Genomic DNA, 15,539 nt, shown 5'->3' with positions numbered 1-15,539 from the left:
GTCTCAGGAACGCGCGAAGGTCGAGGCCTTCGGCGCCTCGTAGCGGATCGCGAGGTGGGGCGTCTCGAGACGCTTCTGGCCCGTCCCGAGGGAGCGACAACAGGCCTCGACCAGACCCGACGTGAGGAGGGTTCGTTCAATCGGGTAGGGGGTCTTGCCGGTCAGGAAGGTCTGTTCGGCCTTCGACATCAACGATGCCGAATAGGTGACGTTCGGGTTTGGCGGCAGGTAGAAGAGGGTCGAGAGGGGTTCCGACTCGCCTTTCAACGTTGCGGCGAAGGTGAAGTCGTTAACCAGTCCGTTCATCAGGAGCATCGTGGCCCTGGTGCCGTCGTTGTACTCGATGAGGTAGGCGACAGGATCCTTGACCCACTCGCGGATCTGCTCCGGGGTCGGGTAACGGTCGCTGAAGGTCTCGGGCTGAGCGAGGGTCTGGGTCCTCGCCATGCAGGCTTCGAACAGTTGGGGCGACCAGGCCTTGGCCTCCATCGCCTTCCAGAACGCGTCGCCTCGAATCGCCTGGACGGCGGCAACGCCGGTCTCGCCGCCTCGGCGTCGCTCGGCCATGCACTGGATCACTTCGAGGGCGTGGAAGTCGTAGCTATCGACCCCGCCCATCGCCAGGCAGAGCATCTCCTCGACCTCGGCCCCGGTTGGCATTTCGATCGAGGGCATCCGCCACGTCACCGGCAGCGATGAACCGGCCAGGAACGGGAATTTCAGCTCGCGGGAGATGTCGACCATCTCCTTGGCCCACTCCCATTTCCACGACAGGTGCTTGTCGTTGAAGATCGGGACGGTCTTTCCATCCTTGCGGAAGACGTCGGTCGCCTGCTTGAAGAATTCATACCGAGGGTAGGGGGTCTGGCCGTACTCGTTCTTGGGGTAGTTGCCATGCTCGCCGATGATCAGGACGGCGTCGACCGCCAGTGAATTCCCGCCGCAACGAAGGGCCTCGGCGACGGTGGAATAGATCGGGAAACCGAACTCCTTCGACCGCTTGCGACTCAGGTCGTTCGCGGGGAACTGATCCACGTAGGCCGCGACCACGTCGAAGGGAGGACGATGCCAGCGGCCTTCGATCGGATAGCCGACGAGGAACCGCTCGGCCATGTGCCAGGCGTGCGAGTGATATCGCCACTCGGTCGTGACGACCGCCAACCGCTTCCTCGCCGCTGGCGTCGTTTGAGCCCAACCCTTAGCCCCTTCCAGGGCACACCCGGCCCCGACCGCAGCCAGGAACGCTCGTCTCGTGGTCATGCCGCCTCCGAATTTCGTGACGCTTCGGATCAAGATTTCTGAGTGCCAGAAACGTGCGGACATCCCAGCCGATCCGGCCTGATCCCTCCCGCCAAACTTTTGATTCTGACGCGGAGGACGCGAGCCATCGCGTCAGTCTGGGAAATCTGCGGAGGAGGATTCGTGACTTTGAGCAACGCAATCCCGCGAGGCGGATCGGTGGGAGCCGTCGATGAAGAGTCTACTGCCTCGGAAGTGGCGGGGCCAATCTTAAGAATCCGGTCCAGGACAAATGGCCTAAGAATAAATTGCAAAAGATCTTCATGCGATTATTTCATCAAATACGAGGACTTTTCCCACCCGGTCGACTCCCCACGCCGTTTCACTTCTCCTTGAGGACGCCAAGCTTTGGATCGCCAAGATCTAACTTGTACATGATTTGGTTGTATTCGTAATAGGGCGTGGGATGGGGGTTACCGCTGAACGTATTGACGTAGGTGCCTTCGAAGTAGATGTATCGACCGCCATCGCGATCGAGGAACTCGTGCTGCTTGGGATTGTAGAAGTCGTGGGCATCTCCCGGCTTGTTGGCATGGGTGATGATCTTCCTGGCCTTGATCCAGGGGCCTTCCGGGCGATCGGCCTCGCTGTACCAGATTTCGCCGAGGACGGTCGCGCCCATTAGTTCGGAGCCAACCATCACGTACTTCTTGCGATATGGATTCCAGTAGCATGAGCCTCCGTGGAGCACGAACGGCTTGCCGGTCTCGGCATCCTGGAGTCGGAAGGGAGATTCCTCGCGAGTCATCTTCCCTGAGTCGATCAGGTCCTGCTGATCTTTCGGCACGAGTGGGGCCGTGTTTCGCTTCCAGGCCCAGATGAGCTTGCCGGAGGCGTCTCGATCCACTTCGGCCCGCGTCTTATCGAAGGTCCGCGTACCGGGCTTGAGGCATGTGTAAGCCTCATATCCGGAGAGATCCAGGTATGAGGCTCGATCTGCTTTGACCCGCAAGGCGGGGTAGGGGACGGTGAAGACGAGGTAGTCGATGCCGGCATCGGCGACGCGCTGGGCATGCCCGGTCGGGAAAATCGGCGGTTCGCCCTCGATCGTCGAAGCCTTATCGAACTGCCTGGTCTCGTCGTTGAACTGGACGAACCCATTCTCGAGCACGTCCCCGAGACCCTGGCGGCGTTGATAATAGGCCAGCATTCGCTCGCGTCCGGACCCGTCCGGCACCACGACGAGGCCCGAGAGCCAGACGACCCCCTCGCCCTTCATCGGAGCCATCGGCCGGGAGAAGCCATCCTTGCCCACGAAGTAGGACAGGTCGAATCCGACCTCTGGATCGATCTTCTCCGGCAGGGGAGTCGTTGCGCCCGAGGTGGCGAAGTTACCCAGAGAATAGGAGAGTCGATTGGTGTCGCCGTAGAACCAGTACGTCCGCCCCTGGTAGACGGCCGCCAAGACGCTGTCCTGCCCCGTGACCTGGGCATTCAGCAGAGGCGAAGCAATTGGCGTTTTCCGGCCCAGGAGCACGGAATCGCGGTAGATCCCTTGGCCGGTGATCCGGTAAAGCCGCTCGGCGATGTTGATCCGATTGATCTTGAGCTTCGCACTCTCGCCAGGCTTGACTTCCAGCGCCACCCCCTTGGATCCGAAGCCATCCTTTGGGAACTCGTAGCCATGCGCCGTGATGCCGAAATAGACGCGCTGGCCCATCAAGCCTGGCTCGAAGAAGGCCACGAGGCCATTCGAGTCGGTGTAGAAGCGAGCCCCCGCCGTCGTTTGCAACTCGACCATCGGGACCCCGCGCCCGGTCTGCTCGTCGATGGCTTCGATGGCGAAGTACCGGTTGGGAGACTCGTCAGGCGTCCCCGCCATGAGGGCATACGTTGCAATCGCGACTCTGGCAAGGATGCTCATCTGCCTACCCCGTATCTCGCTCACGCGACGAACCTTGTGCGTTCCGCGTACGATCCTCACGACTCGACGACCACATAGGGTGTCAATCGTTGGGTTCCGTCACGCACAGAGGTCCGTCGAAGAACCCCTTCGCCCCATACTTCTGTAATGCCTTCTGCTGATGTTGCCAATCCATTGGCTTTTGAAATGTCGCGGGCGAAGGGAAACTTGGAGGGGTGGAAGAGTCCCGCGCGAGCAGCAGGTGTCGCACCTCAATACGAGACGGGCAGATCTGGGACGACCGTCACGAAACGTGTCGTCTCGCACGATCGCGACACAATCAGGGACAAAGAACACTCGGCCGATGTGCCGAATCAAGGTTCGGGCTGGGGCGAGACTCGGGCTCGGATCATCCAGTTGCCCTTGGTGAAAGCCTCGGGATCCCCCTCATCTGGCAGCCCAGTGAACGAGGTCTCGCTCTTCCTGCCGTCGAAATGCATATAGACCCCCTTGGTCTGAGCGGGGTCGAAATCCACCGCGACGAAAAACTTGGCGGGAACTGTCGTGGGTTTGACATTCAGATCGATCCACTTCGGCTCCCCGCGCTGGAAGGTCGAATAGGGGAACGAGAAGGTCGCCAGCTTCTTGAAGTTCTCGTCGCAGAGGTAGATCTCGAAGTTTTCCTTGGGAGGCCTGGACGTGCCATATCGCGAGCCGTAGAGGCTGACGGACGTCAACTGCCAGGATCCGCCCGGAGCCTCGAAACGCACGGCATGACCCGAGCCGGCGATGCTCCGCATCCCGGAAGACTTCCCCTCGTCCTTCTTCAAGAGAACGGCCTCGGCCTTCTTGGGTCCTGACTTCTCCACCGTCTTGGGCTGAGTCTGTGCAAGAACCGGGGAGGACCCGAGGGGTGGCACTCTCGAACCCTTGCTCGGGATCGGTCTCGATTCACCTCGATTCGAGTCTTCCAGCAGAGACCAGGCCGGGGCCGAACCGATGACGGCCGTGGCCGTGACGAGCAGCGCGGCCAAGATCTTGAACCTGGGATAGCCCATGGTGGCACTCATTCCTTTCGCGAGAGCGGCCAGCGAAGCAGGCAGGGCAGGGTGGAGAGACAGGTTCGAGGAGAGTTGGATCACGCTCCGAGTCATCCGCGTCGCCCACTCGGCCGAGGCGAGCGTCGATGCAGCTTTCCCGTTCAACGTCGTCCCGACTAGCCCCGCCGCGTCGGCCAAGCCGCGCCTGGTTAGTCGAGCCCTGAGTCGCTCGCGTCCCCGAATTAACCGAGACTGGAGCGTCCGGATCGGACAGCCGAGTCGCTCCGCAGCCTCTTCATAAGAGAGCCCGTTGATATGGAACAGAATCAGGGACGCACGATACCGCTCGGGTAATCGTTCGAGCTCTTCCATGATCGCTTGCCAGGATCCGGAGTCGGAGTATTGCGGCTCGACGATCGAAGGTCTCGCGGCCCGAAACTCGAGCCGGCGCCGACGTGACGCCTGGATCTTCGCCCGAGCGGAGACCCGCGAAGCGACCCCGAATAGCCAGCTCGCCAACGACCTCGACTTTCGGATCGACGACGCATGCCTCGCGAGGACGAGGAACGTCGCCTGGGTGGCATCCTCAGCGTCGTGTCCATCGCCCAGGATCTTGCGGCAGATGCGCAAGACCATGGGTCCGTGCCGCGCGACGAGGACCTCGAAGGCCGTTTCCGCCGTGTCCTCGTCGCCGTTCAAATACCTGGCGAGCAGTTCCGTATCCGAATATTGCGAAAGGTTCGTCCCGCCGAAGACCTTCCGGATCGAGTCCATGACCTGGGCCGAATCGCTCGTTCCCATCAGCGTCCTCTCCACCTCGAACCGATCTCGTGTCGTAGTGTCCCCTCGCCTGGAAGAATGCTTCAACTATTTCTCGAACCGTCGGGGATTGCCATGCCCTGCGCGAGATCGTGCGAGCCGGACCTAAGAGTTCGCACGTTTCGCCACGTCGAATCCATTCGCCAAGACTCTTGAGCTTTCCTCGCTCTTGAGAGACTCTGAGAGCACCACGCCGGACTCTCCAACCGGCATCGAAGTCAGAGACGAAGGCCTTCCCCCCAGCCTCATCGTCTGACGCCCGCTCATTTCCACTCTTCAACTTCGTCATTCCCGTTGTCGCCTTTCTCGGCGACAACGTCGTCTTCTTCGTTTTCGGGAGTCATCGCGATGAGCACGGTCGAGTCGGAATCCCCCACGAATCCGCCGGCAGGAAGCGATCTGGGCGAGGCGGGGATCGTCAAGCCCTTGGAGACGGCCAGGTCCGGTGGCCGGATCTGGGGCTTCCTCGCCCTCGGGGTATTGGTGGGAGCACTGGGGTCCTGGCTCGCGGCGGAGTCGGTCCTCTCCGCCTATCGGAGCCAGACCTCGCCCAAGCTCAAGCCGGTGCAGGACGAGAAGGATGCGCTCCTGCTGCTGACGGCTCGCGTCAACTCGGGACGTCTCGCCTATGTGGCCGTCGGAGGCGTCTTGCCGCTTTGCCTGGGAATTGCGGCGGGGCTGGCGGGTGGATCCATGCGCCGGTCATTGGTGGGAGCCGGGATCGGGGCATTGGGAGGGATCGCGATCGCCGCATTGGCGACGAGCCTGGCCCTTCCCGCCTTCTATAAGAGCTGGGAACCTTCCTCATTCGACATGACAGTCCCGCTCATGACGCACGGGGCGATCTGGTCCAGCATCGGTGTGGCGGTCGGCCTGGCGATAGGGATCGGGCTTGGAACGGGGGGATCGGCCGCTACCGGCAAGGCCATTGTCGGCGGCTTTTTCGGGGCGATCGCGATGACTGCCCTCTACGAGGTCGTCGGTGGGATCGCCTTCCCGAGCGGGAAGACGGAGTTGCCCTTCGCCGACTCGATGCTCCTGCGTGCGATGTCGATCGTGCTGCTCGCCATCATGACCGCGGCGGGTGCCATGATGACCCGAGCCATGTCGTTCACCCGACCGGCTTTACGAGAGGCACCGGTCGTAGAAGGCACATCGACTTGATGGAGAAGCAAAAAGTCTCCGGCATCCCGCTCGGATGCCGGAGACTTTCGAGAAGCTCATCACGAATTCCTATCGACTTGCGACGATCGATCTTTCGATGACGTCGAATGGCTCAATAGCTATCCGCGCTGATGACCTCGCCACCATTGCGGGAGCCCAGTGACCAGTAGGTTTGCATGTTGATCGATTCCTTGAGGAACCTCACGCTGCCATCGGCGAACGCATAATTGGCACCGCCGGGGTGATTGCTGTTCGCGTTGATGAACGCTGAACCCTCCATCGCGCATTCGAGGCAGTCGCTGCCCATGCGGCAACTATGCCATCGGTACTGCTTCGAGTTTGGCGGTACGATGGTATTGAAGAGGGTGAACCCCCGCTCGCCAAGGGCCCAGGTCTGGCCTTCGTACTGCTTCAAGCCGGTGGAGTCGGACACGGCCGTGCCGGTCGCCCAGAATGTGTTGCAGGATTGGAGGGCCGTGACGATGGAGGTCCCGGCCGACCTCGCATCGAGGACCTCCGCGGCCGTGATCTCATTCGCGCCTGCCAAGCCGTTGCCCGGGTAGTTGGAGGTCTTCCCGTAGTCGCCAACAAGACCCTCGCTGAAGGCAATCGTGTTCGAGGTGCCGTCGGTCACGGCGCTGATCGAAACGGAATTACACGAGTTCACCGAGTTGTAGAGGTTGAAGATCCCATTCGTGTTCCCATCAACCGGATACGGCTGGGTGGAGGAACCGGTCGAGCCGTAGTAGCTGTTGATGTTCTGCATGCCTGCGAGGCCGTCGGAGGGGCAGAGGAATGCGCCGATCTTGCTCAGATACGACGTTGAGTTGACCGCGTCGGCCTGACCGTCGTAGCAGCAGCCCCAACTGAAGTTGGAGGCGTTGTAGATGGCATTCTGCTCGAGGTAGGGAAGGAGCATCGCCTGCGGGCTCCAGGCCGTCCACGTGGCGAGATTACCCGGAGGGGTCACTCCCGGGTACGAGGTCGTGGTCACGATGCCGGGGGGAAAGGCATTCGTGGCCGACTGATAATTGTGCAGGGCGAGCCCGAGCTGCTTCAGGTTATTCACACACTGGGCGCGTCTCGCGGCTTCGCGGGCGGCCTGGACGGCCGGCAAGAGCAGGGCAATCAGGACGGCGATGATGGCAATCACGACCAACAATTCGATGAGGGTAAATCCGCGTCGTGCCTTCATCGGAGGTCACTCCTTCCACGATCAGTCGAAGATGAGGAATATGGAATTCACAGGGGAAGCCACGTCATGTCTTGGGGGGGAGTGTTTTCGGGGGGGAGGCCTGATCAGGTCACCCTTTTCGACTCGATCCCTTGCCGGACCTTCCCGGCCCGCCACGCGCCTTGGCCTTCGTCGCCGCACGCGCCTTGTAGGAGTCGCGGCGCGACTGCAGCTGGGCCTTGGCCTCTTCGCTCATCTCCACCATGTTGCCCGACTTCGAGCCGCCGCAGCCGGCCGCTCCGACGACGAGAGGGGCGGCGAGGTAGAGGGCCGCCCGGAGGAAGCCGCGGCGATGCCCGCCTTGTGACATCTGCATAATCATCGCCCTAGGGGTGGTTCATGGTTCAAGATCACAGCGGATGAAGACTCCCGAATGTCAAAACTGCCGACGACGTTTCAGAGAACCTCTACGCATCAATTCGCCGCTCACGACGGTCAATCCGGCGAAAAGCACAAAAAAGAATATCAACCTCATTGTCAAGCGCATACGAACAAACGTTTTCTTGACCTGCGCCAGCAAGAATCTCCAAACTCAGCAACTTTCGCTTCGAAACGCAGATTTGATCAAAAATCAAAATCCTCGTTTGCTCACTTCCTGGGCAAACCTGACGAGAATCGGGTCGTCATCCCCTCGCTCTCAACGATCGAATTAAGACGAAATCATCGTAAGAATTAAGACGTATATCCGCGTAAGTTGTTGTCCTGGAATGACTAAGTTGAAACACAGGAGACACGGCTCACCTCAAACCCTCATCGGGCTCAATCGTGAATCACTCTATAAAAGCACCCGTCGTGCCAGCATGCCCTTTCAGTCTCGTGTAACTAGCATCGAATATTGAGCCTCCAGGTTCACCTCAATATCGAGGCAAATAATTTCGCGGACAAATTCCACCACATGACGTCAGCGTCAAATCGCGGGGCGAAGTTCCCGAGAATCATGGAATGATTGAACCCGAGTAACTTACCGAAGTAAGTCATCTTCCCAGGGTCGATCCCCCGCGACGCCCTGGGAGCAAAGCACATTTCAGATTCAAATTATGATGTGCCAATAATTACATGTTAGCAATTTTCGACTATTTCAAGGCATGCTGGCGGCCCGCAGATCATCTATGTTAGATGCTGACGTGAAGATGCGATATGAAATGGCTGAGGTGAGAAGGATCGGCGGGAGTCGAGGTCACGTATGCGAGAAGGGGTCGTCTGATTCGCTGAGGACCTGGAGGAAGACTTTCACGACGCCGGGGTCGAGGACGGAACCCGATAGCTTCGCGAGATACTTCCGGACGTCTTCCTCGGGCCAGCCCGTGCGATAAGGCCGATCGGATCGCAGGGCGTCCCAGATGTCGACGGCGGTGAAAATACGAGCGGCGAGGGGGATCTCTTCCCCCTTGAGGCCTCGAGGGTAGCCGGAACCGTTCCAGTGTTCGTGATGACAGTAAGGGATGTCGAGGGCAGGGCGGAGGAACGCGATCGAAGAGAGCCACTCATAGGCGTAGGTCGGATGGCGTTGCATGACATTCTGTTCATCGGGGGTCAGGGGCCCGGGCTTCAGCAGGATGCTGTCGGGGATCCCCATCTTACCGATGTCGTGCAGCATGGCACCGCGCCTGAGGTGGACGAGCTCCTGCTCGGGGAGCCCGATGGTCGCGGCCAGCCTCTCGCTCATCTCGGTGACGCGCTGGGTGTGCCCCTCCGTCTCTCGATCCCGCAAGTCGAGAGCTCGCGACCAGCCCTCGATGGTGGCGTCGTAGGCGAGGACCAACTCGAGGTTGAACCGCTCCCATTCGTCGAAGAGGAGCGAGTTGTCGATGGCGATCGCGGCCTGTCCGGCGAGGATCTCGAGGAAGTAAAGGTCTTCCGAGTCGAGTTGGGTCGCCCTGCGATGGTGGACCTCGAGCACCCCCCTGACGTGCCCCCGACAGAGCAACGGGAACCCGTAATAGGTGACGAACCCCTCGTCCGCGGCGAGGGGCTCGTGCATCTGGGCCCACTCGGAGTCGGCCAAGTCCGGGATCTCGATGAGCAGCCGCTCCTGTGCGACTCGCCCCGAGAGGCCCTCTCCCAGGCGAATCCGGGTATGGATATTTTTGGCCTGGAGGAAGCCTCGACGCGCGATGTAGTGCATCGTCTGGGAGTGCGGATCCAGGCTCAGGACGCTGGCCGCGTCGATCTCGAGCTGCTCGGTGGCGACCTCGAGGAGGATGTCCAGTGTCACGCTCAGGTCGAGCGTCGTGCTCATCGCCACATCGACTCTGCGGAGCGCCGCGAGCCTCGCGACGCGCTTCTCGAGCCGACGGTTCAGGCTCGTGATCTCGGCCTCGGCCTGCTTCTGCTCGGTGATGTCCTCGGCGATCCCGAAGATGTGCTGGACCTTTCCCGTTTCATTGGGGATCGGGAAGCCTCGATCCCTGATCCAACGGATCGACGCGTCGGGCCTGACGATCCGATACTCGAGTTCCCAGGCCAATCCGAGCTTGGTCTGGCGATTGACGACCGAGAGAACCCTGCGCCTGTCGTCGGGGTGAAGGCTGTCGGACCAGACCTTCGAGATTTGGTGGAAATCCGGCCGGTCGCGACCCCAGATGCGTTCGAAAGCCGGGCTGACGTAAGTCACGTCGCCCTCCGGGGGGCCGCTGATCCAGAAAGCCTCGTGGACGTTTTCCTCGAACTGGCGGAAGCGTTCCTCGCTCTTCTTCAACTCCTCGATGGCCAGCGAGCGGTCGGTGATCGCCTTGACGAAGACGGCCCCGAGGATGTCGGCCGCGTTCGCGAGGGGAACTCCGTTCACCTTGGCAATTTCGGTCTCGCGGGTCCTGGGAGCGTCCGGGATCTGGTCACTCTCAGGCCATTCGATCTGGAAGGCTTGCAACAGAGCTTGTTGCTCGTCCGTCAGGGATGCCGTCCCCTGATCTGCCGCGGCCTCGACACCCTGGCTCGAGTCCTGTCTTGCATCGAGAGTCTCCTCGCCGAGGGCCCGGCGGGCACGCTCGATGAGGCTCGCCTCGCCCTGGAAATTAGAGGCCCCGGCCTCATCCTTGAGGGACTCGAAGACGTCGCGGAACAGACCGAGCTTCTTCTTCAACTCGGCCTCGGACCGCCGGGAATCCTTGAGATCGACCACGAGTCCCGCATTCATGCGCCTCAATTCGGCGATGGTGTCGAGGCAGTCACACTTGAAATAGGGATGCCGGCCGCCGACCTCCGGTGGTTTCTCGTCGATCTCGTACTTGCCCAGCTCGGTCATCGTCCCGATCATGAGGAAGGGTCGACCGTGATCGTCCCTGGCGGCCTGGCCCTCGTCGTGGATCCACCGATAGCCGCCTTCCTGCGATCGGAGCCGGTAGGTGATGTCGAACGGGATCGAGTTCTCGAGGTGGGCCGAGACGGCGGAGAGGACCCGTTCTCGATCATCGGGGTGGACCCAGGTCGACCACGGCCGGTCATTCGAAGGCGTGTCGAAATCTCGGCCGGCGACGATCTTCTTGAATCGAGGCGAGGTATGCGGCTCCCAGCGCCCGATCTCCCACTCCCAATGGCTCGCGTCCCGGAGGGCACAGCGAGAATCGAAGGCTTCGCTCGCTTCGGAGACCGACGCGGCACTCGTGCGCCGCGACCTCAACTCGAGCCGGTCCGTGACGAGCCCGGCGAGCGCCCGCAACTGCTTGAGCTGGTCGGTGGAGAAGCTCCTGGGGACGCAATCCGCAACCGACAGGGCACCCACGACGTGATGCTCGGGGCTCAGGATCGGAACCGAGGCGAACGCACGCCACCCCAACTCCTGGGCGGTGAGCCGAGCCTTGATCGGGATCGACTCGGTTTCGTGATCGATGTCAGAATAGGCAACGAACTCTCGACCCTGCAATAGGCGCGTGTTGAGCGTATCGTAAAGTGGTAACTCGCCCCGACCGACCCCGACCCTGGCCTTGAACCATTCTCGGTCCACCGCCAGGAAACCGACCATTGCCATGTCCGTGCCGAAGAGGCCCGCGGCCATGCGGGCGACCTCGTCGAATCCGGACTCGGGCTCGGTATCCAGGACACGATATCGGGCCAGACAATCCAGCCGTGATCGATCGTCATCGTTGCGATTTTTCATGGCGTGGAGAGCGTGGGCCCGACTCGATTTCGTGGGAGGTGGCTCGGCGTCGTCGCGAGATCGTGCCGATCGGGCGACCGGAAACGATCAAGATGATTGAAAATATTTAAATATTCAATCATCACAGAACGAAAATTCGATCAGTAGGCAATTTCTGACAAAAGATCAGATACTGTGCACCCTTCGAGTTGTGACGAGATTATATTTTTCTTCGGAATTGCGGCACAAACCGCAGACGCGAGCCAGCGGTCGCATATAAATCCCATGCAACCATGCGGTCCGGTGGAAGCTCTGGTATCTATCGACTTTCGAGGTTCGCAGATAACAGATCGTCTTAGCTCGACTCGATTATGCGAGTCGCCTGCAGCTTCTCAGAGTGTGGAACGTCACCATCATGCTGGTGGTCGGGATCCGGCTCAAGGAAGATGCAAAATTGATACAGTCGGAGAGAGTTTGACGTGGGAAGGCTCTACCGAACGCCCCCCGGGAGCGATAACATCCCACTAGATTAGGGCTTACCAGGGGCTGGAAGATCGGTAAGAGGTCGTCGGTCGGTTGCAGGACGACCCAGACGTCGCACCTCGGGGCGATATCTGACTGAATTCGGACTCTCCGGGAACGTTTCGATGAAATTTCGAGCATTGGGGCAGACGGGACTCAACCTCCCTTGGCTGAGCTTCGGAGCCTCGTCGCTGGGTCAGGAGTTCCGCCAGGTCGACCTGAACGAAGCCATCCGCTCCGTCAACGTCGCCCTCGACCTCGGCATGAACTTCATCGACACCTCGCCCTTCTACGGCCGAGGCATGAGTGAATGCTTGCTTGGCATTGCTCTGAGGAACATCCCTCGCGACCGTTATCTGCTCGGGAGCAAGCTCGGCCGTTACGACCGGGCCCATTTCGACTTCTCGGCGAAGCGTGTCGTCGAGAGCGTGGATGTCAGCCTCTCGAGGATGGGGGTCGATCACCTCGACATCATGCTCTGCCACGACATCGAGTTCGTGGAGATGTCGCAGATCGTCGAGGAGACGCTGCCAGCCTTGCGCGAGGTCCAGAAGCAGGGGAAGGTCCGGTTCGTCGGCATCAGCGGATATCCGATGAAGATCTTCCGCTATGCGCTGGACCGAGCCGACCTGGACGTGATTCTTTCATATAATCATTACACGCTTCAGAACACGATGCTCGCCGACCTCGTCCCGTACCTGAAGGAGAAGCAGGTCGGGATCATGAACGCCGCGCCCTTCTCGGCTCGACTGCTGACGAACGCGACGTTGCCCCCCTGGCACAAGGCCACACACGAGGTCCGGGCGATCTGCCGCCAGGCCGCTGAGCACTGCCAGGCTCGGGGGGTCGACATCGCCCAGCTCGCCCTCCAGTTCTCGATCGCCAACGAGGACATGACGACCTGCGTCGTCGGATCGGCCAATCCCGAGAACGTCCGCAAGTGGGTCGACTGGGCCGACCAGCCGATGGATGAAGGGCTGCTGGCGGAGGTCCAGGAGATCCTCCGACCGATCCACGACTGGTTCTACATCGAAGGGCGGCCGGAGAATAACGACCCGCAGTCGTGAGCCCTCGGCACGAAAGGCCCCCGCCAGTTCGATATCGGAACTCGCCTCGTCTCTCAGGGAGAATCGACCGTGAAGGCGCTCTTATTGGAATCCCCGAAGAACCTGTTTCGCGTCGAGGTCGAACAGCCCGCAAAGCCCGGCTATGGAGAGGCACTCGTCCGGGTCCACAGGATCGGCATCTGCGGGACCGACATCAGCGGCTACCTCGGCAAGATGCCCTTCTTCAGCTATCCCCGAATCCCCGGGCACGAACTCGGTGTCGAAGTCCTCGAGGTCGGCGAGGGGGTCGCCAACGTCAAGCCCGGCGATCATTGCTCGGTCGAGCCTTATATCAACGACCCCAACAGCTACGCGAGCCGTCGAGGCTTTCCAAATTGTTGCGAGAAGCTCGAGGTCCTGGGGGTCCACCGCGACGGCGGGATGAGGACGAGCTTCCTTCTACCGGCGCGCAAGCTGCACCCGTCCACCAAGCTCTCCTTCGACCAGCTCGCATTGGTCGAGACCCTGGCGATCGGCTGCCACGCGGTCGATCGCGGTGCCCCGAAAGCCGGCGAGTCCTGTCTGATCATCGGCGCAGGCCCGATCGGCCTGGCGACGCTCGAGTTCGTCAAGCTCACCGGGGCCAAGACGATCATGCTCGACGTCAACGCCCAGCGCCTCGAGTTCTGCAAACAGGTCATGGGGGTCGAGCACACGGTCCAGCCCTCCGAGCACCTCGAGCGCAACCTGCGAGATCTGACCGACGGCTTCCTCCCCGACGTCGTCATCGACGCCACCGGAAACGTCAACTCGATGTCGGCCGCGTTCGGCCTGGTGGCTCCCGGTGGCGGACGGCTCGTCTACGTGGGGATCACCACCGAGGAAGTCCATTTCCGGCACCCGGTCTTCCACAAGCCGGAAGGTACGCTCCTCTGCTCGCGAAACGCCCTCCCGGGCGACTTCACCAGGATTATCCGGCTGATCGAGGAAGGCCAGATCGACACCCGCCCCTGGATCACCCATCGCGCGGCATTCGACGAACTGCCCGAACTCTTCCCGACCTATGTGAAGCCGGAAACCGGGGTCATCAAGGCGATCGTCGAGCTCACTTGAACGGACCGCGTGACATCCCGCTGATACGAGTATTAAGCTGAACGAACCTGGAGCCTGTTCGAAGATGACGCAACGACCGAACGAGGTTGAAGCCGTCCTCCGCTGTGAAACCCTGGGGCTGAGCCCGAGCTTCGGTTTCGGCGACCGCATCGGCCTGGCCACCCCCGGGCATGTCGAGGCCATGCGCCGGTCGGGCGCGGGGATCGAGCCGATCTTCCCGCAGCAATCGATTCGGGAGATGGCCAGGACCAGCCGAAGCCCCCGCCAGGTCATGGACGACGCCCTCCGCGGCGCCACCGAGGCCGGCTGGACGGGCCGCACGGGAGGCGACGCCGACCACCTCAAGACGACCCAGGACGTGGACGTCACGTCGGCCGTGGGCTTCACCTTCTTCACCATCGACCCGTCGGATTACGTCGACGCGCACGCCGACGATTACGACGAGGCCACCCTCAAAGCGAAGTATGCTACCGTCGCCGGCGAGGTCGGCTGGGTGAGCCGGTATCAGGGGAAGACGATCAAGCTCGCCACTGGGACGGAAGTCGTCCTCGATGAGACGGCTTGCACCCGCGCGGCGGTGAAGTACGGCCGGGCCCTGAACCATGCGCTCGGCCTGGCGGATTACATCGCCAAGACCCACGAGAAGCTCGGGCGCGACTACGAGATCGAGCTGAGCGTCGATGAGACGGAACAGCCGACGACCCTGGCCGAGCATTACATCATCGCCGACCAGTGCCTCGACCGGGGGATGAAGCTCGTGAGCCTCGCCCCTCGCTACATCGGCGACCTCGAGAAGGGGGTCGACTACAAAGGGGACGTCGACGCACTCGAGCGTTCGCTCCACGACCACGCCGCCATCGCCACGATGCTCGGTCCTTATAAGCTGAGCCTGCACTCGGGCTCGGACAAGATTTCGATGTATGCGGTGCTGTCGCGGGCGACGCGCGGGCAGTTCCACGTCAAGACGGCCGGCACGAGCTATCTCGAGGCCCTGCGAGTCGTCGCGAGGCATGAGGTCCCGCTCTTCCGCCGGATCATCGACTTCGCCCGAGCCCGCTACGACAAGGATAAGGCGACCTACCACGTCTCGGCGACCCTCGCCTCGGCCCCGCCCGCCTCCGAGATCTCCGACGCAGCCGACCTCGAGCGGCTTTATCTCGAGAACTGGTCGGAGGTCCCCGCCGGCCTGGGATTCACGAAGCCGGGCCGCCAGATCCTGCATTGCACCTTCGGCTCGGTCCTGACCGACCCCGAGCTCGGCCCGTCGGTCCGTCAGGTCCTCGAAGCCCACACGGATACGTACTCCGAGGTCTTGGCCGACCACTTCAGCAGGCATCTCGAAGCCCTTCGTGCAGGGTTCTGAAAATTCCCCCGAGCCAATACG

10 protein-coding genes are annotated in these 15,539 nt (G+C 61.4%); 4 read left to right on the top strand and 6 right to left on the bottom strand.

The features are described from left to right. Positions 1–3: 3 nt before the first annotated feature. The 3 genes from ACOYYX_RS15635 to ACOYYX_RS15625 all read right to left on the bottom strand — a co-directional run bounded on the left by ACOYYX_RS15635 (position 4) and on the right by ACOYYX_RS15625 (position 4,983). Positions 4–1,260 carry a hypothetical protein gene (locus tag ACOYYX_RS15635; RefSeq protein ID WP_422930842.1) on the bottom strand — a complete coding sequence of 419 codons (1,257 nt, stop codon included), beginning with the start codon at positions 1,258–1,260 and terminating at the stop codon, positions 4–6. Positions 1,261–1,621: 361 nt separating this feature from the next. Continuing rightward, positions 1,622–3,163: a hypothetical protein gene (locus ACOYYX_RS15630; RefSeq protein WP_422930841.1), complete on the bottom strand. Its 1,542-nt coding sequence runs from the start codon at positions 3,161–3,163 to the stop codon at positions 1,622–1,624. 353 nt (positions 3,164–3,516) lie between these two features. Then, positions 3,517–4,983: an RNA polymerase sigma factor gene (locus ACOYYX_RS15625; RefSeq protein ID WP_422930840.1), complete on the bottom strand. Its 1,467-nt coding sequence runs from the start codon at positions 4,981–4,983 to the stop codon at positions 3,517–3,519. Positions 4,984–5,349: 366 nt separating this feature from the next. Between ACOYYX_RS15625 and ACOYYX_RS15620 the strand changes: the two genes are divergently transcribed. Next, positions 5,350–6,165 (top strand): hypothetical protein, encoded by an 816-nt coding sequence (locus ACOYYX_RS15620; protein ID WP_422930839.1) that lies wholly within the window; start codon positions 5,350–5,352, stop codon positions 6,163–6,165. 112 nt (positions 6,166–6,277) lie between these two features. On the opposite strand, the gene ACOYYX_RS15615 is transcribed toward ACOYYX_RS15620, so the two are convergent. The 3 genes from ACOYYX_RS15615 to ACOYYX_RS15605 form a co-directional block, all read right to left on the bottom strand. Beyond that, entirely contained in the window at positions 6,278–7,360 is a 1,083-nt protein-coding gene (locus ACOYYX_RS15615) for a DUF1559 domain-containing protein (protein ID WP_422930838.1), read from the bottom strand. A gap of 109 nt (positions 7,361–7,469) precedes the next feature. Continuing rightward, positions 7,470–7,715 carry a hypothetical protein gene (locus ACOYYX_RS15610; protein WP_422930837.1) on the bottom strand — a complete coding sequence of 82 codons (246 nt, stop codon included), beginning with the start codon at positions 7,713–7,715 and terminating at the stop codon, positions 7,470–7,472. An 861-nt stretch (positions 7,716–8,576) separates the two neighbouring features. Continuing rightward, entirely contained in the window at positions 8,577–11,393 is a 2,817-nt protein-coding gene (locus ACOYYX_RS15605) for a PAS domain-containing protein (protein WP_422930836.1), read from the bottom strand. A gap of 728 nt (positions 11,394–12,121) precedes the next feature. On the opposite strand from ACOYYX_RS15605, the gene ACOYYX_RS15600 reads away from it, so the two are divergent. The 3 genes from ACOYYX_RS15600 to ACOYYX_RS15590 all read left to right on the top strand — a co-directional run bounded on the left by ACOYYX_RS15600 (position 12,122) and on the right by ACOYYX_RS15590 (position 15,518). Continuing rightward, entirely contained in the window at positions 12,122–13,063 is a 942-nt protein-coding gene (locus tag ACOYYX_RS15600; RefSeq protein WP_422930835.1) for an aldo/keto reductase, read from the top strand. A gap of 69 nt (positions 13,064–13,132) precedes the next feature. After that, positions 13,133–14,155 (top strand): zinc-binding alcohol dehydrogenase family protein, encoded by a 1,023-nt coding sequence (locus tag ACOYYX_RS15595; RefSeq protein WP_422930834.1) that lies wholly within the window; start codon positions 13,133–13,135, stop codon positions 14,153–14,155. A gap of 64 nt (positions 14,156–14,219) precedes the next feature. Next, positions 14,220–15,518, top strand: a complete 1,299-nt coding sequence (locus ACOYYX_RS15590) for a tagaturonate epimerase family protein (protein WP_422930833.1) — start codon at positions 14,220–14,222, stop codon at positions 15,516–15,518. The last annotated feature ends 21 nt before the right edge of the window (positions 15,519–15,539 follow it).

The sequence above is a fragment of the Singulisphaera chitinilytica genome (assembly GCF_049331405.1).
Lineage (GTDB): Bacteria > Planctomycetota > Planctomycetia > Isosphaerales > Isosphaeraceae > PoT.
Note: the sequence above shows the minus strand (reverse complement) of the source record. Positions and strands in the feature narration are given on the sequence as shown.